19 protein-coding genes are annotated in these 22,167 nt (G+C 31.4%); 17 read left to right on the plus strand and 2 right to left on the minus strand.

The genetic code is table 11. From position 1 onward, the window contains the following. Positions 1-96 precede the first annotated feature (96 nt). The 8 genes from METBO_RS07275 to METBO_RS07305 all read left to right on the plus strand — a co-directional run bounded on the left by METBO_RS07275 (position 97) and on the right by METBO_RS07305 (position 5,455). A complete protein-coding gene (locus METBO_RS07275; protein WP_227717206.1) occupies positions 97-867 on the plus strand; it encodes a TrmB family transcriptional regulator in 771 nt (256 codons plus the stop codon). 337 nt (positions 868-1,204) lie between these two features. Then, positions 1,205-1,519: a hypothetical protein gene (locus METBO_RS07280; RefSeq protein WP_013645050.1), complete on the plus strand. Its 315-nt coding sequence runs from the start codon at positions 1,205-1,207 to the stop codon at positions 1,517-1,519. A gap of 15 nt (positions 1,520-1,534) precedes the next feature. Further along, complete coding sequence (locus METBO_RS07285; RefSeq protein ID WP_013645051.1) at positions 1,535-1,894, plus strand: DUF2089 domain-containing protein; 360 nt, start codon at positions 1,535-1,537, stop codon at positions 1,892-1,894. A gap of 38 nt (positions 1,895-1,932) precedes the next feature. Next, the gene (locus METBO_RS14055) at positions 1,933-2,061 is read left to right on the plus strand and encodes an SHOCT-like domain-containing protein (RefSeq protein WP_013645052.1); all 129 of its coding nucleotides are present in this window, start codon (positions 1,933-1,935) and stop codon (positions 2,059-2,061) included. A gap of 2 nt (positions 2,062-2,063) precedes the next feature. After that, a complete protein-coding gene (locus tag METBO_RS07290; RefSeq protein WP_013645053.1) occupies positions 2,064-2,450 on the plus strand; it encodes an SHOCT-like domain-containing protein in 387 nt (128 codons plus the stop codon). Positions 2,451-2,777: 327 nt separating this feature from the next. Next, a complete protein-coding gene (locus tag METBO_RS07295; protein WP_048186403.1) occupies positions 2,778-3,437 on the plus strand; it encodes a DUF4013 domain-containing protein in 660 nt (219 codons plus the stop codon). 225 nt (positions 3,438-3,662) lie between these two features. Further along, complete coding sequence (locus METBO_RS07300; RefSeq protein ID WP_013645054.1) at positions 3,663-4,751, plus strand: hypothetical protein; 1,089 nt, start codon at positions 3,663-3,665, stop codon at positions 4,749-4,751. A 101-nt stretch (positions 4,752-4,852) separates the two neighbouring features. Beyond that, positions 4,853-5,455, plus strand: a complete 603-nt coding sequence (locus tag METBO_RS07305; protein ID WP_013645055.1) for an SOUL family heme-binding protein — start codon at positions 4,853-4,855, stop codon at positions 5,453-5,455. Positions 5,456-6,360: 905 nt separating this feature from the next. Here METBO_RS07305 and METBO_RS07310 read toward each other — a convergent pair. Beyond that, entirely contained in the window at positions 6,361-7,740 is a 1,380-nt protein-coding gene (locus METBO_RS07310; protein ID WP_013645057.1) for a DUF4013 domain-containing protein, read from the minus strand. A 492-nt stretch (positions 7,741-8,232) separates the two neighbouring features. On the opposite strand from METBO_RS07310, the gene METBO_RS07315 reads away from it, so the two are divergent. The 7 genes from METBO_RS07315 to METBO_RS07345 all read left to right on the plus strand — a co-directional run bounded on the left by METBO_RS07315 (position 8,233) and on the right by METBO_RS07345 (position 17,308). Then, on the plus strand, positions 8,233-8,802 hold the full coding sequence (locus METBO_RS07315) for a LemA family protein (RefSeq protein WP_013645058.1): 570 nt from the start codon (positions 8,233-8,235) through the stop codon (positions 8,800-8,802). After that, positions 8,803-9,945 (plus strand): M48 family metallopeptidase, encoded by a 1,143-nt coding sequence (locus METBO_RS07320; RefSeq protein ID WP_013645059.1) that lies wholly within the window; start codon positions 8,803-8,805, stop codon positions 9,943-9,945. It abuts the gene before it with no gap. A 341-nt stretch (positions 9,946-10,286) separates the two neighbouring features. Continuing rightward, the gene (locus METBO_RS12780) at positions 10,287-10,970 is read left to right on the plus strand and encodes a carotenoid biosynthesis protein (RefSeq protein ID WP_394294937.1); all 684 of its coding nucleotides are present in this window, start codon (positions 10,287-10,289) and stop codon (positions 10,968-10,970) included. A 387-nt stretch (positions 10,971-11,357) separates the two neighbouring features. Further along, the gene (locus METBO_RS07330; protein ID WP_013645060.1) at positions 11,358-11,873 is read left to right on the plus strand and encodes a PadR family transcriptional regulator; all 516 of its coding nucleotides are present in this window, start codon (positions 11,358-11,360) and stop codon (positions 11,871-11,873) included. Positions 11,874-12,131: 258 nt separating this feature from the next. Further along, positions 12,132-13,103, plus strand: a complete 972-nt coding sequence (locus METBO_RS07335) for an ABC transporter ATP-binding protein (protein ID WP_013645061.1) — start codon at positions 12,132-12,134, stop codon at positions 13,101-13,103. A 38-nt stretch (positions 13,104-13,141) separates the two neighbouring features. Next, complete coding sequence (locus tag METBO_RS07340) at positions 13,142-14,332, plus strand: ABC transporter permease (RefSeq protein WP_013645062.1); 1,191 nt, start codon at positions 13,142-13,144, stop codon at positions 14,330-14,332. 1,029 nt (positions 14,333-15,361) lie between these two features. Next, complete coding sequence (locus METBO_RS07345; RefSeq protein WP_013645063.1) at positions 15,362-17,308, plus strand: DnaJ domain-containing protein; 1,947 nt, start codon at positions 15,362-15,364, stop codon at positions 17,306-17,308. A gap of 559 nt (positions 17,309-17,867) precedes the next feature. Here METBO_RS07345 and METBO_RS07350 read toward each other — a convergent pair. Further along, on the minus strand, positions 17,868-18,440 hold the full coding sequence (locus METBO_RS07350; protein ID WP_013645065.1) for an SHOCT domain-containing protein: 573 nt from the start codon (positions 18,438-18,440) through the stop codon (positions 17,868-17,870). A 1,202-nt stretch (positions 18,441-19,642) separates the two neighbouring features. Between METBO_RS07350 and METBO_RS07355 the strand changes: the two genes are divergently transcribed. Next, entirely contained in the window at positions 19,643-21,112 is a 1,470-nt protein-coding gene (locus METBO_RS07355; RefSeq protein ID WP_013645066.1) for a DUF4041 domain-containing protein, read from the plus strand. A gap of 201 nt (positions 21,113-21,313) precedes the next feature. Then, positions 21,314-21,985, plus strand: a complete 672-nt coding sequence (locus METBO_RS07360) for an alpha/beta fold hydrolase (RefSeq protein WP_013645067.1) — start codon at positions 21,314-21,316, stop codon at positions 21,983-21,985. The last annotated feature ends 182 nt before the right edge of the window (positions 21,986-22,167 follow it).

Here is a 22,167-nt window from a genome sequence, read left to right on the forward strand (position 1 = left end):
CTGAGGATAATATTTAAATATTTATTGTCACTAACATAGTATAAAGTGAAACAAATATTATTGGGAATGGATTTTAATGGAGGTTTTAAGATTTCGGTGAACAGAAACACTGTAACAGCCCTTAAAAATTTAGGGCTTTCAGATTATGAGATTAAGGCATACGTGGCCAACATATCCCTTGTAAGTGCTACTGCGTCAGAGATAAGTTTAGCATCAAACGTGCCCAGATCAAAGATATACGAAGTGTTAAAGAGTCTTGCAAAAAAGGATTTTGTTGAAATTGAAAGTGGAAAACCTTTAAAATTTAACGCAATTCCCCCACATGAGATCATAGGAAAATCCAGAAAACAGTTCAACGAAAATCTCGATGAAGCAGAAGCTGAACTCAACCAGATCTACGAGAAACAGATCCCAAATGTTCCAGCACCACTCTGGTTGATACACGGTCCTGATAAAATTTTAAAGAAGGAAGTTGAAATTATTTCCCGGGCCAAGAAATCCATATACATCATTGCAGGTCTGCTTTTTAAGGATGAAATCCCAGATCTTAAAGACAGCTTAGATAAAGCAATTAATAGGGGAGTGCACGTTAAAATAATACTATCCCCATTTTACAACGATGGTGGAGATGTTGATCTAGAGTGTATACGTGGGTTAGAATGTGAAATTAAAACCTTGAATGTTCCCCTTGTTAAGGTGATCATTAGGGATGATAAGGAAATGCTAATGGGTGTCGCTAAAATTGAAGACAAAAAAATCATGTCAAGTTCAGCCATAGGAATATGGAATCAATACACAGAACTCGTTGAAGCTATAGAAGGTCTCTACAATTTCATCTGGACAACTGAACTCTTTAACAAACCCTAAAGACAATATTTAGACATTTTCAAAAATTATACTTCCTATAAACATCTTTCCTTTTTTTTATTCTTGATAAAATGGCTTGTTTTCCTATTAACCCTAGTATTGATAAAATGTTCATTTTTTGGAACACGTATTCCATTTATGGAACAAACTTCAAAAACCACAATATTTTTAAGAAATTTAGATCAATTTATGAATTAATTTAATATCAAAATTAATATAATTGATTTAAATATTTATTTTATCAATACATTTATATAGTATAACTAAATAATATTGATTTGGAGTGACACAACTTGAATATCTTAAGTTGTAAATAAATATAATTAAGGAAGATACCATGAAAGCAAAAAAATTAAAAATTTATGTTAAAACCTCGAAATTTGCTATACCCATCCCAGCATTAAGATTTTCAACAATACGATGGATTTCTAAATTAATATTCAAGTACTGTCCTCCTAAAGTCAGATCAAACAAATCCAAATCAGAGTTAGGTGAATACGATACAATGGAGTACATAATGAAGAACCTGACTCTTGAAGATGTAAACCTGCTCATTGACGAGCTTGAAAAGGAAGAACCATTTTGTTTGGTGGATGTTGATACCTACAACAAAAAAGAAGGAAGAACCATCGTTAAAATTTACACACTCTAGGAGGTGAACAAGTACATGAAGCGTGAAGTACCAGGACACTGCCCAATATGCGGCGGTGAAACTAAAGTTACAGAAATACACTGCAGAAAATGCGACACAACCATCCAAGGGAAATTTGACCTGTGCAAATTCTGCAAATTCACAGAACAACAAAAATACTTCGTGGAAGTATTCATAAAAAACAGGGGAAACATCAAGGAAATAGAAAAGGAACTGGGAATATCCTACCCCACAGTAAGAAACAAACTCGATGAAGTGATCCATGCCTTGGGCCACAAAGTTGAAAAACAAACTGTAAACCAAAAAGAAATATTAGAAAAACTCAGTAAAGGCGAAATAAGTAAAAATGAAGCATTAAAACTACTCAAAGAGTAAATTGATAAAAATTTAAAGATTAATGGAGAATTGTGTGCATGTCCAAAAATGAATCAGAGGAAAGGCTTCAAATCTTGGAAATGGTTGAAGTGGGACAGATCAGTGCATCTGAAGCAATGACACTCTTAGATGCTCTGGAGATCTTAAGAACAAAGGGAGGATTTTAAATATGTCAAAAAATGTAGCAGATGAAAGAATACAAATATTAGGAATGGTAGAAGAAGGAAAAATAACAGCAGCAGAAGGAATGGAACTATTAAATGCCCTTGAAGAAAACAATGCAGAAATAGTACCTAAAACTGAAGCTAAATGGTTAAAAGTTCGTGTTAAAACCATGGACGAAGAAAAAACCAAGGTAAACGTCAACATACCAATAGCACTGGTTGATGTGGGACTCAAACTTGCAAAAAACTACGATCCCAAACTCAAGGACTCCGGACTCGACAAGATCGACATCGAAGAAATTGTTGAAGCAGTGAAAAATGGAGCCGAAGGAAAGATCGTGGATGTGGAAGACGAAGAATCCCAAACCAATGTACAGGTCTACGTAGAATAAGTCATACATACTACTTCAAATATTTAACAGAGTTTATCTGTCCCCAATTAATTCCTTTTTTATTTTCATTTCATTTTCTTAGACTTTGTACCCTGAAAATTTGTTAACACTATTTTTATATGATCTAACCCCATATTCTCAATCAGAAAGGATTTATTATTAAAATTCAGGGGGCATATAATATTATGAATTTTGGGGAAATTTGAAGGATTCTTTGAGCTATCCATTATCTGATTGGAAAAAGCTCTTGATGCTGGGAATCCTAGCTTTATCCAGTATATTGTATAATATTTTTTATCTATTTGGAGGTTTGAGAAATTACCTGCATTGGCTGTACTAGGAATAATGGGATTTGTAGTTTTGTTATTAGTAAACGGTTACGGTTTTAGAATAATAAAAAGTTCTCTAAATGGTTCAAATGAACTTCCAAATTTTAATCAGTGGTTAGAGATGCTTAAAAACGGTGCTAAAATATTGATAGTAGGTATAGTTTATTTAATTCCCATTGCAATTTTCACGTTAATATTTTATGAGTATTACTTTGGTTATACAGTGGCTGGAATGTTGGTGGGATCTCCATTAGCCATTCTAACATCTATAATTGACCATATATCAATCTCTTTTTTACAGAGTAAACTGTTTCATATTTTAACAGTGAAAGATTTCTCCCTTATAATTGTACTAGCATATTATATCATTATCATTCCAATATACTACGTAACTATAGCCAATTTGGCAAATAATGGCGGTAAATTAAGAAAAGCATTTAACTTAGGTGAAATACTTGAAAAAACAAGGAAAATAGGATTTAAAAAAATTTCTATCTTTTATTTAATCATAATTCCCGTACTAGTTGCATCCTGGTTGAAAAATCTAAATCTTGTATACCTAATAGTTCTAACATTAATTGTGAGTTCCTATTTGAAAATATTCCTTTCCATGTTTGTAGGATTGATCTACATCGATACTATCCAAAAGGAAATCTAAGTGAAATTTAGATAACTAAACCAAATTTAAATACTATTTTTTTCTTTTATTACACATATCAAGTCAGAAATACTGATATTACATACCTGTAGGACTTGTTCAAATTCTTGAAAGTTTAGTTTGTAAATATATAAATAAAATTTTCCCTATAAATAATAAACAATCATCTGATAATTTTTAGAATTAACTTCTTCATTAATATATTGAATTAATGGATGTTTTATCATGGAAGTTAAAAAGAGGCTTGAAAGTACTTCTAAACCTGCAGTTTATGTTTGGTTTGGATCCATCATATTTACAGTGCTGTTCACCATTTTAATCTGGATTTTAGGGCCCAATCTTGATCATTTCACAGCAACACTCATCCCCATAAACAATCTCAACCATTACTACTGGAAACTTCCAGTCAGAAATTTCTGGACCATGGCAATTGCATGGGGCATGTACATCTCCAACCAACTCTTGATTTGGGGAGCTATATACTGGGCTCAAAAAAATTTAACCAAGGAAAAAATTAACCCAACCTACAATTTAACCAAGTACAACGTTGCTGTCTTGTCAATAACTGTGTTCTTCATATTCTTACATTTGATACAGACCCATATCTGGTTTGATGGTTTAGCACAGGATGTGCCCATAATAACAAGCCAAGGATCTGTTATACTGATGCTTGCAATTGCATTGGTGTTGTTAAATCCTGTTCAGGGATTGTTCCTCGGAAAAAAAGCAGGAAAACCATTCACTTCAAGGGTTACGGAATTCATCCGCCACACCCACATGTACATCATATCATGGGCTTTGATCTACACCTTCTGGTTCCATCCAATGGCCACGGATCCTCAGCTTCTAACGGGTTTCTTCTTCATGTTTCTGTTATTTACCCAGATGGCACTGGCGTACACCAAGGTTCATTTTGATCTTAGATGGATCGTGGTCCTCCAAAGTTGGGTGGCAATCCATGCACTGTTTGTAGCATTTTACAACACCATCTTCTTTGGCAACACAGATATGTGGCCCATGTTCTTCTCAGGATTCGCCTTCATGTTTGTCTTTACATACATGTACGCTTTGAATGTGAAAAGAAATGTCAAATTACTTGTTACTGCAGCATACATCCTTCTGGTTGCATTCATATACATTCCAGCACCATATGGATTTGGAAGGGATCCATCTTTCCTGTTCAGACTGGAATTTCTGTGGATTCCAATAATTCTCTACGGACTGGCCGCATTAATAGCATTAACAGTATTTTTATGGCTTAAACTTAAAAAAGATGAAAAAGATGTTGAAAACCTTGAGAACACAGCTAGTTAAATCTTGAGCTCTGAATACAAATTTTCATGCTACATAATTAAAAAATTTTTTTGCATATTAAACACAAATACTACAATGAAAAACTGTGGGGGAATGATTTTATGGTTGAAACCTTGGCATACGAAGTTGAGAAGAAGGATGGAGATTTTGAGATAAGAAGCTATGGTGATCATATACTGGCCCATGTAGATGTAGAAGCACCATTTGATGAGGCCATGAGTATGGGGTTTAAAGTACTTGCACACTACATCTTCGGAGGTAACAAGAAACGTTCAAGTATAGATATGACTGCTCCTGTTGAAGAGGAAAAGAGGAACTCTGAAAAGATTCCAATGACCTCACCTGTAACAGAAGAGTCCCTGATGGAATCTGAAAAGATCAAAATGACCACACCAGTAACCGAAGAAAAAACTGGAAATATCCACAGAATATCATTTGTAATGCCATCAAACTACACCATGGAAGCTCTGCCCGAACCTGAAGATGAAAAAATAAAATTTGAAGAAATCAAAGCAGAAAAAATGGCAGTGCTGAGGTTTAAGGGCAGGGTTAAAGAGAACTTGGCCAACGAAAAAATTGAAGAAATGAAAAACTGGTTGAAGGAAAATAATATTCAAGCAAAATCAAACTTCGTAGTGGCACAGTACAACAACCCAGCAGTACCAAGTTTCTTTAGACGAAATGAAATAATGGTGGACATCTAAAAAAAAAAAAACATTTTCATGATGAAAAATTCGCGGTTTCCTTTACTCCAATCAGTTCTATAAAAATTCTGAGAATTCTTTAGTTGAGTTGAGACTGGGATCAATTTTTAATTTCATGAGCTGCATAATTTGGTCCACATAAATATTTTTATTTTTGAAAAAAACTTCATCAATATCAGCACAATTTTTTGATCATAAAATTTCTATTTCTAAATTATCTTCAAACTGAGGGTATCTAGGTGGGATGATATAGCCCAACTGATCTAAATTCATACAAAATTAATTATTTATTTTTGGGAATTAAGATTAAAGTCAGGAGTACCAAAATATATGTTACTAACGTTACATTCATAACCAAAATGCCCACTTCATACATTTGCAGATTATAATTATATGTCCATAAATTCAGATCTCACAAAATTGAAAAAATCATCGAATTTCGAGAAAAAAAAATACAAAAAAATTCTACTTCGTTAAATTCACGTTTCACGAAGTAAAAATATTATGTTATTCAACATTTATAATAATAAATGAAATATTTAGTTGGTAATAAATATTACCTCATAGTATGTTATGTTTCAAAATAAATAATCTTTTTAAGATTTAACCAAAAGAATGATGTTGGAAATAAAATGAATGATATTTGGATCATCATATTAATTTTGGAAGGTACAATCGGGATTATTTTATCTCTATTTAAACCAAATCATTATTATTTTGTTACTTTTGGATTATTACTATTTTCTCTGGGCATATACGGAGCAATAAAAAAGTATTGGTCAGTATTCAACAACAGAAGCTCTCCTAAATATTTAGTTTTTAATAATTTTTTAAATACTACTTTTTAAGATTCTTTTGAATTTCCATCCCGTACATATCCTTTTAATATGCTTTTATTTGCTGAATTAACTCCAAAGTGTGAATTTTGTTTTGATTGCATAAATTTTGACAGTACCATTAACTCCATTTCCACTAATTACAAGGCTTCTAATTGTATTACCATCTAAATTTAAAGTGCCAGTTTTATTTTGTCCATTTTCAAATAAGGAAATACCCTTATTGTAAATTACATTTTTATTATCAGGTAATGAGTCCCAACCAGTTATATTGGTATTATATCCAGTTATATCAAAACCATTAGCGCCTGTTTTTGCTGGAGTCCAAGATAAATTATATTCTACTTTAATGTTTGTAGTTCCGGGAGGTATAACAACAAATGTTCCAACTGAATTTGGATTATTTAGATTACTTACATTATAAGTCCCTATTAATGTACTGTTTGTCGTTATTATGTGTTGTGGCATGTGTTGTGCGAATATAAATGGCATTCCAATAATTAGAGCTAAAATTCCAACAATTATTAAGCCCTGTTTCTTGTTAAGAGATTTTAAATTTTCTATGAAGCTTCGATTATCACGTTTATCTGGTTGTTTATTATATTTTAATTCACCACCACATTGGCATTTTTCGAAGTCTTCTAAAGACTCGCCAGGTTGGAGTTCATAGTATCCTCCACATTTCTCACATTCTAAAAATCCTTGATCTTCAGATAAGTAGAATAATGCCACTGATCTAAAAATGTAAATGCTCAAGTATGGAAGCACAATTAATGGAATTAAAACAACACCTATAACTTTTAGGCCGATTAAATTGAAAAAAACTTCAATTACAGCCCCTAAAAACAATATACCCATACAAATAATTGCAATAGTTATATACCATATTATTAAATTACCCCAACCAATGTTGGAGATTTTATAGAAAATATCACGAAATTTAAATGCTGCTCCTAGATCGTCGTTGTAAAATGCCATATTTGCAAGTGACATCAAAAATATAGGGGAAATTATGATCAAGTATAAAAATATAATTGCAATTAAAATTACAAGAAATATAGTAGCACCATTTGTTCCTATACTTCCTATGGTTAATCCTAAAGATAATCCACCAAACATTAAAATCATAATCAAAGGAATTGAATAGGCAATAGCAACTACAATCACAAATATACCATTTATGATAATATCAAACCAATCATTAAATGGTGGAAGTTTTGCCACCCCATTCAACGATAATTTCAAAATTCTAATCTCATAACCAAATACCAATACCCCAAATAACAACCCAATAATACCCAACATAGATATTAAGAGCCTATCCATACCTAATGACTGAAAAATAGCATTTAAAGAATTAAACATTACAAGAATTCCAAAAATCAAAAATTTCTTCCAATCCGAAAACGGATATTTCAAAGAATCTTTTACTATTTCACCTATTTTCATAATTTCAACTACTCTATTTTTCAATTAAGTATAATCTAATTATGAAATATAGGATGATAATATATAAAATAGATGTTTAACCTCATCCACCAGACTTTATATTTCATTATAATCTGCATTAATTGCTTTATTTTCTATAATTAGTAGTTGAATGTTCTCATTACTCTATTTATATACTATTACCAATATTGGGATTAATAATATGTTTCATTTGGTTCATACATTTAAGATCATATTTAAATTCAATCAATACAATAGTTTTGTATTTATTTTAGGAGCTTATTATCTGCTTTAGGGGGATTTATTGCGGTGAGGGTAAACATTAGATTCAATTCTATGTGCTTAAATAATTATTGAGATAGCTCAATTTTTTTATCAATCTATTAAAAAATTAAGTAGAACATCTTAATGAACTTATAGAAAAGATTATTAGAAATGTTTGTAGATACAAATTAGATAATAATAGTTAGATTTTTATGGTGGAATGATAAAATGGATGTTTCATATATTATACTGGGCATAATAATCTTGATTGTTATTTACATAGTTTACAGCTATAATCGACTCATTGCAATGAGAAATATGGTTGATACTGCCTACTCCAATATAGATACTCTGCTCCAGAAACGGTTTGATCTTGTCCCCAATCTTGTGAACACAGTCAAAGGTTACATGACACATGAACGCGAACTTCTCGAAGAAGTTAGCAGGGCTAGAAGTGATTGGATGACTGCCTCTACCATACAGGAAAATGCAGGTGCAGATAATGTCGCAGCAAGTGCCTTAAAATCCATATTTGCAGTGGCAGAAAACTACCCTGACCTTAAAGCCAATAAAAATTTTTTACTTCTGCAGGAAGAACTGGTGGGAATTGAAAATAAAATAGCATATGCAAGGCAGCGCTACAACAGAACGGTTTTAGATTTAAATAATGCCGTACAGCAGTTTCCCACCAACATAACAGCTCAATTTTTCAAATTCCAAACCCGTGAATATTTTGAAGTGGAATCAAACAAAATACGTGAAGCTCCAAACGTAAAAATTTTCGATGGTGAAAATTGAATGGATCCTATTTACTCAAACATAGCTGCCAATAAAAGATGGACATATCTTTTCTTTTTATTTTATGCCCTAATGTTAGGTGCAATAGGATATACCATGGGAATTTATTTTGGTTATCCTATTTTTGGTATAGGGATAGCAGCCCTTGTTTTTATCTTAGCTTTCCTAGTCAGTTACTATGGTGGTCAGGGCATGGTAACAAGGATGGCTGGTGCTAAGGAAGTATCTCATGATGATGAACCCTACCTCTACAACACCGTTGATGCCCTGAGTATAGCAGCAGGCATTCCAATGCCCAAACTGTACATGATAAATACTGATATACCCAATGCATTTGCTGCAGGTCGTAGCTCAAAAAATTCCAGTATCACAGTTACCAAGGGACTTCTGGAGACACTCGACAGATTGGAGCTTGAAGGTGTTATTGCCCATGAGATCTCACACATCAAAAATTATGATGTTTTACTTTCCACAGTAGCAATTGTTCTAGCAGGGACCATAGTGTTTTTAGGATTTACAGTGCGTTACTCAGCTTACGGAGGATTGTTCCGGGGGGCTAAAGGTCAGAACAACCCAGCAGGAATTGCTATTTTGGTTATTTTAGTCCTTCTAATTATCCTTGCGCCAATATTTGCCCAGCTTCTTAAGTTTGCAATTTCTAGAAAACGTGAATTTCTTGCAGATGCTTCCGGAGCTGATCTCACTGGCTATCCAGAAGGTCTTGCAAGTGCCCTTGAAAAGATCAGCACCATGCAAAAACCCAAAAGCAAGATCCAAAACGATGCCCTAAACAGCATATACATAGTCAGCCCTGCAATTGGAAAAAAAGGATTTAGCAACCTATATTCAACCCATCCCCCTACAGGAGAACGTGTGAAGAGACTCCGTGAAATGGAATTTATTGACCAAAAACATGTGAAACCAGAAGCCGCTAATAACACATCCACAAATCAAGAAAGCAATTCAAACAATATGGGTTTTGTTGCTGAATCTGCACACACACCTGAAAATAAGGCTGGAAATGGATATTTGGTCTGTAATAAATGTGAAGGATATTATGAACTTCAACCCGGTGAAAGTCCAGATGATTTCACTGATGAATGTGAATGTGGGGGTAAACTGGAATATCGGGATAGTCTATAAAATTTTACCACAAAAATTTTAAGTTTTATTTTTATAATGATTCATTGAATTAATTATTAAGACTTAACAATTAGGCTTTGTAGAAACCATGATTTTTTTATAGCTATTTAGGTAAATTTAATCCCATAACAATATATTACGATAATAAATCATATTACTCATTAAAAGACAATCAGGTGATAATTTTTGACCAACAAAACACCCAATGATAAAAAAACATTTAACAAACTTAGATGGTCTTTAATTCTTGTATTTTTCATATTTAACCTTCTTTTTATTTTACATATAAAGATCCCAACCTTCTTGCAATCGATTCATTCGTAGCCACTGCTTTAATATTTATCCTGGTCTTTCTGTATGCTGTTGAGAGATATGGTAAGAGGAATGCTCTGATCTTTTTTATAGTTACTTCTGTTGTGAGTTTATTCTTTGAAAATCTGAGTGTATTAACTGGCTTTCCATTCGGATTTTATCATTACTCTCCTTCATTGGGTGTTTTGCCTGTTCCTTTGATAATTATTTTTGAATACTTTGCAATGGGATACCTATCCTGGATTTTATCCCATATCTTAACTGGCCAGTACAGTAAAAGACTGGAAGGAAAACAAATATTCATTGTACCAATAGTTGCCACATTCATAATGGTAATGTGGGACTTGACAGTTGACCCCATCAGCGCAACACTGCAGGGGCTCTGGGTGTGGACATATCCCGGACCATTTTTCAGAATTCCAATCTCCAACTACTTCGGATGGTTCCTGGTTGTGTACACATTCCTGCAGATACTGGCACTGTACCTCTCAAAATACGATACAATCAAACCTGAAAAAATTGAAGCTATCTCAAACAAACCATTCTGGAGTGAAGCTCCGGTAATTTACGGTACAATGGCAATGGGCACCATTTTCTCAGTATTTTATGTGTTGAATGATATCACCATAGACATGGCCCTTATCACATTTTTCACAATGGTGTTCGTGCCTCTCCTTGCCCTAATAAACATCTGGAACAATGCATCTCTTTAAATAAAAATAATAAAAAGTTATTATTCATTGGTTGGTTATTTGGTTATTAATGTCACAATGCGTGAAATAAAGATTGCAAGTATTTTTTTTCTATTTCAATTCAAGTTCTTGATAATTTTATACATTAATTTGAATAAGCTACACATGTTCGGTATTTGCAAATCCTCCGTTATTAGAAGGCTATTTGGATTTTTAAATTTTTCAAAATATTTATTTTAAGTAAACCTTTATATACCATAAGCGTAATATTATAAGTATTTGATATCAAGTAATTGAATAATTTATCAAAAAATTGTTGATAATACACTCAAAACGTTGTTTAATTCATTTTCTTAATATCAAATATTTGAGTTATATCAATTAATTGATTTGGAGGAAAATAAGAATATGGAAGAAAATAATGACAAATTTCATGACCATGAGATTTATGATCCATGTCATGAAACTATTAGAGGAATGCAAAAATTAGGTGGCCTAAGAATGTGGATAATGCATGTACTAGATGAAAATGGACTAACTAATGGTGCTGAGATCATGGAAGCTGTCCAAGCTCATACTATAAGTCCAAATGGCCCTTACAAAAATGCAGGGCCTTTACCTGGTTCAGTATATCCCATGCTAAAGAAAATGGTAGCTGAAGATATAATTGTCAAAAATTCAAAGGGACAATACGATCTGACAGAAAATGGACGAAAGCTTAACTCTAAACTATTGGGACGTTTTAAAGAAGATAAACCTGAAGAAAATATTCGAAAAGTATGGTCAATAAAAAACATTTTAGCAGAAATGGAAAATGATGTGTCCTATTTGGAGGATATTAAAACAGAAAAGCTCAATCCTGAAAAGGAGAGAATAGAAAGGTTGAAAGAAAGAATTAATGAAATATACGAAACTTTAGAATAGATCTACAGAACCGATTTAATTATAATTTAATCTAAAATTAACCTAATTAGCGTTAGCTATCATTAAAAATATATCAATGATTAAAATGTGCGGGAGAGTTTAGGAATTAATATAGCATAAAAACCTACAGAATGCGTTAGCTATTATTAAAACTAAAAATTACGAACATCAAAATTCAATCATTGATTTATTACTTTGACTCAATAATTTTTCAAGTTAGCGTTAGCTATCGTCAAAAAGGCAAGAATGGAGAATAATATGACAAAATATGCTTTAGAATTAAATAACCTCTCAAAAAAGTATGGTGACTTTACTGCAGTGGATGATTTATCGTTGCAAGTTAAAGAAGGTGAAATTTTTGGGTTTCTAGGACCTAATGGTGCAGGTAAGAGTACAACTATAAGAATGCTTTGCACACTGGCATTACCAACATCTGGCTCTGCTAAAATAGCTGGATATGACCTTAGCAAAGATTCTGGAAAAGTTCGAGAAAATATAGGACTTGTAGCTGAAAAATTGATAATGTACGACGGACTAACTGCAGGTCAAAACCTAAGATTCTTTGGAAAACTCTATGGAATCCCTAAAAAAAAGTTAGAAAAACGAATTGATGAATTACTGGAACTGATTGATATGAAAAAATGGAAAGATACCAAGATCAACACGTTTTCAACAGGAATGAAACAGCGAATCAATATTATAAGAGCATTGTTGGCCGAGCCTAAAATAATTTTCATGGATGAACCGACTTTAGGCTTGGATCCTCAAACAACATTTTCTGTCAGGGAAATTATCAGAGATATCAATAGCAAAGGTGTGACAGTCATACTAACAACTCACGCCATGGTTGAAGCAGAAGCATTGAGTGATCGTGTAGCAATTATCGATCATGGAAAGATAGCAGCTTTAGATACCCCTGAAAATCTCAAAAAGATGTTATCAGATACAGATATAACCATATTCAAAATGGAAATAACCAATCTTACAGTGGAGATGATTGAAAATATCAAATCATTGGATGTTGTAACCGCATTGTCAAAACAAGATGAACACAATATTAAAATTAGTGCCAAAGGACCCGATTCACTTGAAGAGATAATAGATACCATAAGATTTGACGGAGGAAAGATTTCTTCCATAGCAAACATTAATGACGCAACATTAGAGGATGTGTTCCTAACAGTCACAGGTAAAGAAATACGAGATACACCTGCAGCAAATTCTTCCTAAAATTTGGAAAACACTAAAATAAAGGACAATGTGATAAAATGGATGCAATAAAAATATTGAAAGATAGTTTCAACATAATGCATAAAGAACTCCTTGAAATTGACCGTGGTACCCTAGGCGGTATCATAATCATGCCAATAGCATTTCTACTTCTGTTTGGATTCGTATTTCCAGGTGCAACCACACTATCAGATATGCCAGTCGGAGTTGTTGATCTTGACAACGGACAGGGAAGTAATGCGTTTATAACAGAACTCAATACATTAAATAAAAATGCCAATAACACAATGAGTTTACAAAATTTTACAAATGTTGATACTGCTAAGACGCAGATAACCCAAGGAAAATTAGATGGAACATATATTATCCCGCAAGGATTTTCATATAACCTGACGCATGGACAACAGGCGAATGTAATCTTCTATGTGGATAATAGTAACCCTCAACTTTCAACACAGTTAGAAAGTGTGGCCTCCAATTCAGTAAACGAAATTAATGGAATTCAAGCCACGCAGAATGTAATGAATACTAGTACTGCAACCAATCAAACTGCAAATGCACAAGCAGCTAAAGTAACAATATTCCCCTACTCTACAAATGTTCAAACTACAATACCTGGCAAAACTAATAATTTCAACTTCCTGGCACCTGGACTCATGATGATGATAGTTATGTTCAGCGTCATGTCGGCCCTGCCTGAAGTTATATCCAAAGAGAGTGAAAAGGGTACGTTTGATGGTTTACTATCTGCACCTATAAACCAAGTTTCTATCTTACTTGGTAAAACAGCAGCATTAGGTTTGCGTGGATTGTGTCAAGCTGCCATAATACTGGTATTGGCAGTTGCAATCTTTGGAGTAACAGTTAATGGAAGCATCATATTAACATTCTTCATGTTAGTACTGGGCATATTCAGCTTCATAGGGTTGGGATTGATAGTAGTGTCATTGGCTAAAGATCAGGCCACAGGTGATACAATAATAGACCTGTTAGTGATCCCTATGATGTTTTTATCTGGAATATTCATTCCACTTCAAACATTACCATGGTTCCTACAAGATATAGCTAAAATAATCCCATTAACATATGCTGCAGATGCATTGAGAAAAATAATGCTCTTAAATGCAAATATTGGAGATGTTATGAGTCAAACACTGATACTAATAGGATTTGGTGTTGTTACAATGGCCATTGCTATACCAATATTCAGAAGATCGATGCAAAATTAAATAAATTGCAATTTAACAAGTAAAGGGAGGTGGTATCAAGAATAATGCCATTAAATAATAATACAGCCTGTTGTACAATAATTCTGTGAAGTTAGATTTCCCTATTAACTGAGGACTAATATCGATTTTACTATGTAATTTGTAGCTAAAATAGAAATTTCCTTTACAGGGCATTCGCCTAGTTTGCTTCTTCTAGGTTTGAAGTTGTACTAATGGTTCAAGGGCTCTTTTTTGAGAGGGATCGGACTTTATGAATCTTGAGTCTTGTGTAACTCCTTCTTTAATCTTCAACCCCCTTGAAATCTATTTTCTTATTAGTCTCTCCAGCTCTCTGGATCTAATCCTTACCAAGATTGCAAAACTATCATATTCATCAACTTGAAAAGGAGAATTAGTTCATAATACTGATTTTAGTTAAGTTTAACTAATCAGGGAATAGACTAAATTTAGTTTTTCAACGAGGGGGTTATTCATATCAGAAAAAATTCATCTTCAGATCCAATATTAAGTAAAAATCTTTTAGATTTAGCAAATGCACTTGTAATAGATTTACCGAAATTAGACAAGGAAGAGTTTGTAGACAAAAAATCCAGAGAGTATTGGAACATTTATAATGAAGGTGAATCTTTATATAAGCAAAATAATTATGTACAAGCCAAAAAAACCTTTTTAAAGCTTTTAAATTACCCTAATCCTCATCAAGGAGTTAGAACTTACCTCTTACGGACTTACAGGAAAATAATTAAAGATGAAATTAATGAAGAAAAATATTTCAATGCTTATAAAACTTTTGAGGAGTTTTTTGATTATTGTTCAGATGATGTAACTACTACTGATAAGAAAAGATTCAACAAATTAACCAAGAAATTAAATGAAATTAATCCGAACTCTAATTTTGAGGAAATTGAAATTATTGAAGAACCCGACATCTCAATATCACAAACAGATGAAAAATTAGTTCATTTATCTAGTGAAATAAAATTTAATAAAAATAATGATCCACGAGTTAAAGATTGGAACATACTGTCATTGTTGGGATTTAACACAATATATGCTGGTAGTGGATATGATAGTTCTTTTTACAATGTTAGGAATTATACAGGAACTCTTAGATCAGAATTTTCAGCTGATCATTCAATATATCGATTTAGTTTTTCAGAAAATTCAGACAAGTTCATTGTAAGTTCAAGTGATTTAATTTTATATTTGTATTCTATTAATACAGGTTTAATCCGAAGTTATGACTTAAATTCGATTGCAATAAACAAATATCATATTAGATGTGTGGATATTTCACCCGATGGTAATTATTTCCTCTTTACTAACGTGGATAAAATTTATTTAATGAATTTAGATCTTGTAATTATTGATAGTTGGAAAGTTCCAAATAACGATATGCCAGAAGAAGAAGGTTGGGAAAAACGAGAAATTAGTGGTTCAGTTAATAGATCCGAGATTATTAAAAATATGGCTATACTTAACCTTGATGGGAATCCGGATTACAGTAAAATTAAGAAGAATTTTAAAAGTTTAGTGCTTAAATATCATCCAGATCAAAATCACGACCCTCAATCTGAAGAAAAAATAAAAGAGATCATAACTGCTTACGAATATCTTACCAAAGAAAACGCTAAAGGAACTTTAGCTGAGTTTGGGGTGGATAAATATTATTATTACAAAGTAATGAGTCAAACCAAATATGAAGTACCAAACACAGACTTGGCTTTTACTTTAGAGATTGGAATAGGAAGTGGAATTAAAGAAGATTGGATATATTCAACATATTTGGGTTTAAATGGCGAAGAATTATATTTGGGTTGTTATTCAGGAAAGATATATTGTTTATCCATAGACGGGATCGTTAAAAGAATATATAATTGTCATGATGTTGTTAAATCAATTAAAAAAAGAGGTTTTTACTTATTTATTGAAACAAATTATTATTTGTTCATACTTAAAAATGATGAATATGTTAATTATATAAAAATATGGAAACAAGGCGATTTGTTTTGGTATAATGGAGGATTTTTATTAAAAACATCAAATGAATTAAGGCTTTTTAGTAACAATGGTGATTTAATATCAATACTAACCTTCAAAAACAGGATTTATGATTTGTATATTACAAATAAAGGTTTGAATGTTTCAACAACTAATAGAACCTATGAAATATTTATAGATAAAATGGATGAGCCTATAGTTGATGAGGTCACTATTCCATGTACATATTGTGGAACTAAAAATTTATATTACTCAATTTTTTGTCAAGAATGTGGTAAGCCAATTAAACTTGATCTAGCACCTAAAAATGAGGATAAACTTAAACGAAAATCTGATATTTTTTGTCCATATTGTAAGGGGAATTTAGAAACTGAACCGAAAAGAAAGAAAAAATGTCCACATTGTAAAAATTTTATTTATGTTCGTACTTCTCCATCAACACGCCAAAAAGTGTTAGTAACTGAAGATGAATTAAAGGAAATAGAAAATGAATGGCGTGGTATTTCTAATAGAAATAGCTGTTTAAGGAATCTTGAAGGTTATGGAATTAGTGAAAGAAGTTTTAAATTACGTAAAAATGAAATTTCTCAACAATCTAACTCTGAACCAGATGATGTAGAAGTGATATTATCAATTTATAATGATTTAATTCAGAATAATAATGATTTGCAAACATTAAAAATGATAAATTATCAGATTGCATTATATCTAAATTCTGAAGGAAGAAACTATCTTAAAATTCGTCAAGAATCTTCAAAAGCAGAATTGTTATATTATCAAAGTTTAGGAGTTGAAAAAGTTGAAATAATGACAGTTGGTGATCAAGCATGTGAAAATTGTAAAAAACTCAAAAATAAGATATTTAGAGTTAGCGATGCGCTTGAAATTATGCCTGTACCTTGTAAAGATTGTTCATTCCAATTATATAATGAAAATTATGGTTTCTGTAGATGTTACTATTCACCAAGGTATTGATAAATATAATAATAAAATTTCTTTCAGATAAATCTTTTATATATCTTTAAAGAGGAATTTGAATTCATAAAATATAGAATTAAAAAATAATGTTAAATTGAAAGTTACTACGAATATAATGAGAATGGTTATATAGGGTTAAAATGATGTTTTAAATAACAAGGAAAAAATTGAATTTGAAAATATTATATAAATAAGTATTTTAATTTTAGTAGCAATTGTTTCAAAATGAGCTTATTGAAATGGTAAGTTGATAGTAGTTTCACCAATTACATTAAGATCTAAAGGATTATCTTTAATTTCTTCATCAGAAATATTATATCTTAGTCGTATAAGGCCATTATTAGTTATTATTATTTTTTCACAGGTTATAAGACTCAAATAATCTTTTTTTAATCGTTTAAGAGACAAATCATACTCCAAGTCAATGATACCTCGTTAATTGATTAATCTTACCTATATTAAAGTATTTAATTACCTCAAATCTTATTAAATATTCTTCTCTTACCATTTAACATCCATGGTGTCATAAATTTTTACTTAGTATAAATCAATATTGCTAGTTTTTTTTCAAAACATTAGCTTTCAAATTAGCAAACTCATTCTCATCAATCAATCCATCATCCAACAATTTAGCAAGTTTAACTAATTTGTCAATTGGATCTTCTGACATAGTGTTACTATTTATTTTTGATTCGTTAATAATTTGATGTGCTTTTGTTTCTTTTGTCCGCTCACATTTCTTACAAGTATCTACGGCTTGTTTCAAAACCGTGAAGAAGTTTCTCATCTCTTCTTTATTAGATCGAAGATTAACTGTATGATTACCATCCATTCTGATTTGTACAGTTGTTAAAACCCATCCACGATCTTCGTCTAATGATATCATATCTAAGTATCTTAAAGTTATATTACCTCGATCACGACCCGTAAATGTCCCTTTTTTAGTTATGATTAATTTATCCTCAGCTACTTGAACTACTGCACCATTAAAATTTGCTCTATCATGACCAAAAGTTCCCATAGAAGTTTCACGGATTTGTAAATTAAATTGCCTTTTAAAACTACCACTTTGTTTTTTCATCATAATTTTTTTGTGTTCGTTGAATTTTTTGTCAACATTTTGTTTCATATCTTTTCTTTTTTCACCCGTACTTTTCTCGCCGTACTCATAAATACCATAATAAACTCCTTTATACGCTTCGTAATTATCATCAATATTTCCACCACATTTTAAACAAAATGTAGCATTATTTGGATTTTCTTGTCCACATACAATACAAATTTTTGAAATGCTACTACCCCCACTTATTCTATTTATACCCCTTGAATTTATTTTATTAATTTCCTAAGATTCAATTTAGATTTCAATAGAAAAAATCAATCTCTCTCTAATAAATCAAGAAGTTTCTTCTATAGCATATTTTTCATCCTACGTTATCAAAAGGAGGATGCAACTAAAATTCAGAAACATTAGTCTAATAGATAGGAATTAAATTGTCTGTTTCCTGATCTAATGCATTTATTGTTGCATTCAATTCTTTTAGAATTTTTAGTATCACTAAACTGATTCCCCCTCAAAACAACAAAATGCGAATAAGTATTATTTAATATTCCGGGGTTTATAAATTTCGTATATTTATGAATACTTGAGATAATTTGGAAGTAAAGTATTCAGATAATAATATAACAAGAAAATAAAGTTAAACAAAATATGTGCTATGCCTTCGGACTTCCAATTTATTTTAAATTGTAATACTTTTATTAATGGCATTCTTTGGTTCGCTTATTGCTCTAGAATGTTGGGGAGCCATAATTTTTTATAGAATGCAGTATTAACGGTGCTTTCTTAAGCTTAATAATTGTGGTTTTAATTTGTTTTATTGTTGGAGTATTATATTTTGTTTTGATGGGAGTTGCAGGAATGTTTAACAGTGCATTAACATCTACATTCCATGCAACAACTACAACATCAACTTCAAACTCCGGACCAAATTGTTTTACAATTAAAATGCAGTTGAATTTATATTGTTTGTAATCCTGTACTTTATTTTAGGAATTTTAGGGGGATCATTTGGAGTATTTTTAAATAATGGCATCAAAGAATCGATTAAACGGATCAAGGAATGAATATGAATCTTGAAATTTAAAATCAGTATTCATATTTCGGAAATAAGTTTGAAACCAAGGGATAATTGTAAATATAATATTTGAAAGAGATTCTAAAAGAAATTGAGAATTAATTACTCAAGAAAATAAGTTCATTGGGCCATTAACACGTATAAAGAATTAATTCGTATTATTTAATTAGAATAATATAATAAGGTGATAAAAATGAATATCAGAGAAGATAAGGGATTAATACTAATAATAATAGGCATACTCCTGTCTATAACAATAATTGGAATCTTTTTTGGGATTCCTTTGATAATAATTGGAACATATTATTTAAATAAAAAGGTCAATCAAAGAGAAAATGAGATAAATGAAGAATTGATAGCTAAAAAAACGGAATTAACCAATATAGATGCCATTTTGGAAGAAAAAGAAAGGGAAAAAGTCAAAGAAATTGATGAAAAACTAGAAGGTAAAAAAAAGGAATTAGCATATATAGACGTCAAATTGGAGGCTATGGAATTACAAAGGGAAAAAGAAATGAACGCTAAAATGAAAGAAAAAAAATCTCAATTAGTTATTTTAGATAATGAATTAAAAGAGAAAAAGAAAGGACTGATATTAGTAGATGATGAACTTGAAATGCAAGAAATAGGCTTATATCAACCAAAATATGATTTTTTAACAGCAATACTATATAAAGAAAAATGGGATGCTATCAGGAAGAAACAAAAAGCATTGGTAAAGGATAAAATGGCAGCAATTTGTTCAACTGAATGGACAATTGATAATAGTAAGCAAAAAGGGAAAGCATTTACCAATGCTAATCTAAAACAAATTCTTAAAAATTTTAATTTAGAATGTGATATGATAATAAGCAAAGTGAAACTTTCAAACAGGGAAAATTCAGTTAAAAGAATAAACCGAGCTTATGATATTTTAAATAAATTAAATGAACGAAATCGTGTTAATATTACTCCACAGTATTTAGATTTTAAACTACAAGAACTTGATATAGCCATAGAATATGAACTTAAGAAGCAAGAAGAAAAGGAACTATTGAGAGAAGCAAGAGAACAGGAAAAAGAAGAACGAAAAATACAAAAGCAGTTAGATGCTCAAGAGAAAAAGATTAAAGAGCAAAAAAAGAGTTTGGAAAACGATATAAACACAATAGGCGCAGAATTAAGAGAAAGTAAATCTGATGAAGAAAAAGAAAGACTAAAACTAAAAATCAAAGAATTAGAATTAGCTTTAGCAAAAAGTAACGAAGATATTGATCAGATTGCAGATAGAAGAAAGCGAACAGGTGCAGGATATGTGTACATTTTATCAAATATTGGTTCATTCGGAGAAAACGTGTATAAAATTGGGGTTACAAGAAGAGATGAACCTCAAGATAGAGTAAGGGAATTATCAAACGCATCTGTTCCATTTAAATTCGATAGCCATGTATTTATTTTTAATAAAGAAGCTTTTGAGTTAGAAAAGGAATTACACAAACGATTTGACAGTAAAAGAGTGAATAAAGTAAATAGTAGAAAAGAATTTTTCAATATTACATTGGATGATGTGAAGAAAATTGTTGAAGAAAACAAAGAATTAGTGCATAGTTTTAATGTCAAACCTGAGGCACAGGAGTACTATGATACTTTGAAAATTGATAAAATAACTAACACATCATTATAATTACCACAATTATAATAAAAAAGTTATTTCTAAAAAAAATTAATGGTTATGGTATGGTCAGGCCAAAAGATTCATTTTTCATGTTTTTGACCATAATTTCATTTTCAATCGAGATTTCATTACAGTTTCACTCCTCCAAAGTGGAATAAACATAATATTGAATATAATGTAAGAGAATGATTGAATAGGAAGGGTTTGAATATGAATACTCATAAAAAGAGCAGTTATGTTCTTGTCCATGGGGGCAACATGTCCACTGAGACCTGGAACAAACTTGCTGAAATAAAGGTTTGTACTCCTGATGGTAAAATGGGAGGTAAAGTGTGGAACACTATAAAACCATTAATTGAAGAGAATGATCACTTGGTTTTTGCTCCAACTCTTTTAGATGAACACAGCAGCACACTTACAGAACATATCGACCAAATTAAAAGATTAATTTTAAAAAATAATCTGGAGTATGTAGTCTTAGTTGGACACAGTTACGGCGGTATGATTATTACAGGAGTAGCTGCAGAAATGCCAGATAGAATTAGGAGTATGGTATATATAGATGCCGCAGTGCCCGATCCTGGACAGTCCCTTTTTGATATTATAGCTTCAGGTGGTTGTGACCCACTGTCTTTCAACGGACTAGAACCAGCTGCACCTTACATCGAAAAACTGGATTTTGATGCTTTAAAAATAAAAAACATACCGAAAACTTATATTCTCTGTACAGAAAGCATATTTGCCGATGCAACTAAAGTCGCAACTGAAAAAATTGCATCCAATAGGGAAGGATGGACCTATTATGAATTAAAATCATCACACATACCAATGGCAACAATGCCAAAACAATTACTGCAATTAATATTGAAACCAGAATCTTAGATATCAGAAAAAATATAATATTTAAAAATTCTGAAATATGCCTTGCTATGATAGATCCATGGTTTATAATACTATTTTCATTATTTGACAAATGAATTTACAAATATTCATCTGGTTCTAAATCCATCGGATGATACAGATGTTTCATAAACCTTTTTACATCAGGTTCGTGTTTAAACCCG

The organism is Methanobacterium lacus (assembly GCF_000191585.1).
Lineage (GTDB): Archaea > Methanobacteriota > Methanobacteria > Methanobacteriales > Methanobacteriaceae > Methanobacterium_B > Methanobacterium_B lacus.

Coding starts and splice junctions, on each gene's coding strand:
- METBO_RS07280 (WP_013645050.1), top strand. CDS start 1,205: ATGAAAGCAAAAAAATTAAAAATTTATGTTAAAACCTCGAAATTTGCT.
- METBO_RS07285 (WP_013645051.1), top strand. CDS start 1,535: ATGAAGCGTGAAGTACCAGGACACTGCCCAATATGCGGCGGTGAAACT.
- METBO_RS14055 (WP_013645052.1), top strand. CDS start 1,933: ATGTCCAAAAATGAATCAGAGGAAAGGCTTCAAATCTTGGAAATGGTT.
- METBO_RS07290 (WP_013645053.1), top strand. CDS start 2,064: ATGTCAAAAAATGTAGCAGATGAAAGAATACAAATATTAGGAATGGTA.
- METBO_RS07300 (WP_013645054.1), top strand. CDS start 3,663: ATGGAAGTTAAAAAGAGGCTTGAAAGTACTTCTAAACCTGCAGTTTAT.
- METBO_RS07305 (WP_013645055.1), top strand. CDS start 4,853: ATGGTTGAAACCTTGGCATACGAAGTTGAGAAGAAGGATGGAGATTTT.
- METBO_RS07310 (WP_013645057.1), bottom strand. CDS start 7,740: ATGAAAATAGGTGAAATAGTAAAAGATTCTTTGAAATATCCGTTTTCG.
- METBO_RS07315 (WP_013645058.1), top strand. CDS start 8,233: ATGGATGTTTCATATATTATACTGGGCATAATAATCTTGATTGTTATT.
- METBO_RS07320 (WP_013645059.1), top strand. CDS start 8,803: ATGGATCCTATTTACTCAAACATAGCTGCCAATAAAAGATGGACATAT.
- METBO_RS07330 (WP_013645060.1), top strand. CDS start 11,358: ATGGAAGAAAATAATGACAAATTTCATGACCATGAGATTTATGATCCA.
- METBO_RS07335 (WP_013645061.1), top strand. CDS start 12,132: ATGACAAAATATGCTTTAGAATTAAATAACCTCTCAAAAAAGTATGGT.
- METBO_RS07340 (WP_013645062.1), top strand. CDS start 13,142: ATGGATGCAATAAAAATATTGAAAGATAGTTTCAACATAATGCATAAA.
- METBO_RS07350 (WP_013645065.1), bottom strand. CDS start 18,440: ATGAAACAAAATGTTGACAAAAAATTCAACGAACACAAAAAAATTATG.
- METBO_RS07355 (WP_013645066.1), top strand. CDS start 19,643: ATGAATATCAGAGAAGATAAGGGATTAATACTAATAATAATAGGCATA.
- METBO_RS07360 (WP_013645067.1), top strand. CDS start 21,314: ATGAATACTCATAAAAAGAGCAGTTATGTTCTTGTCCATGGGGGCAAC.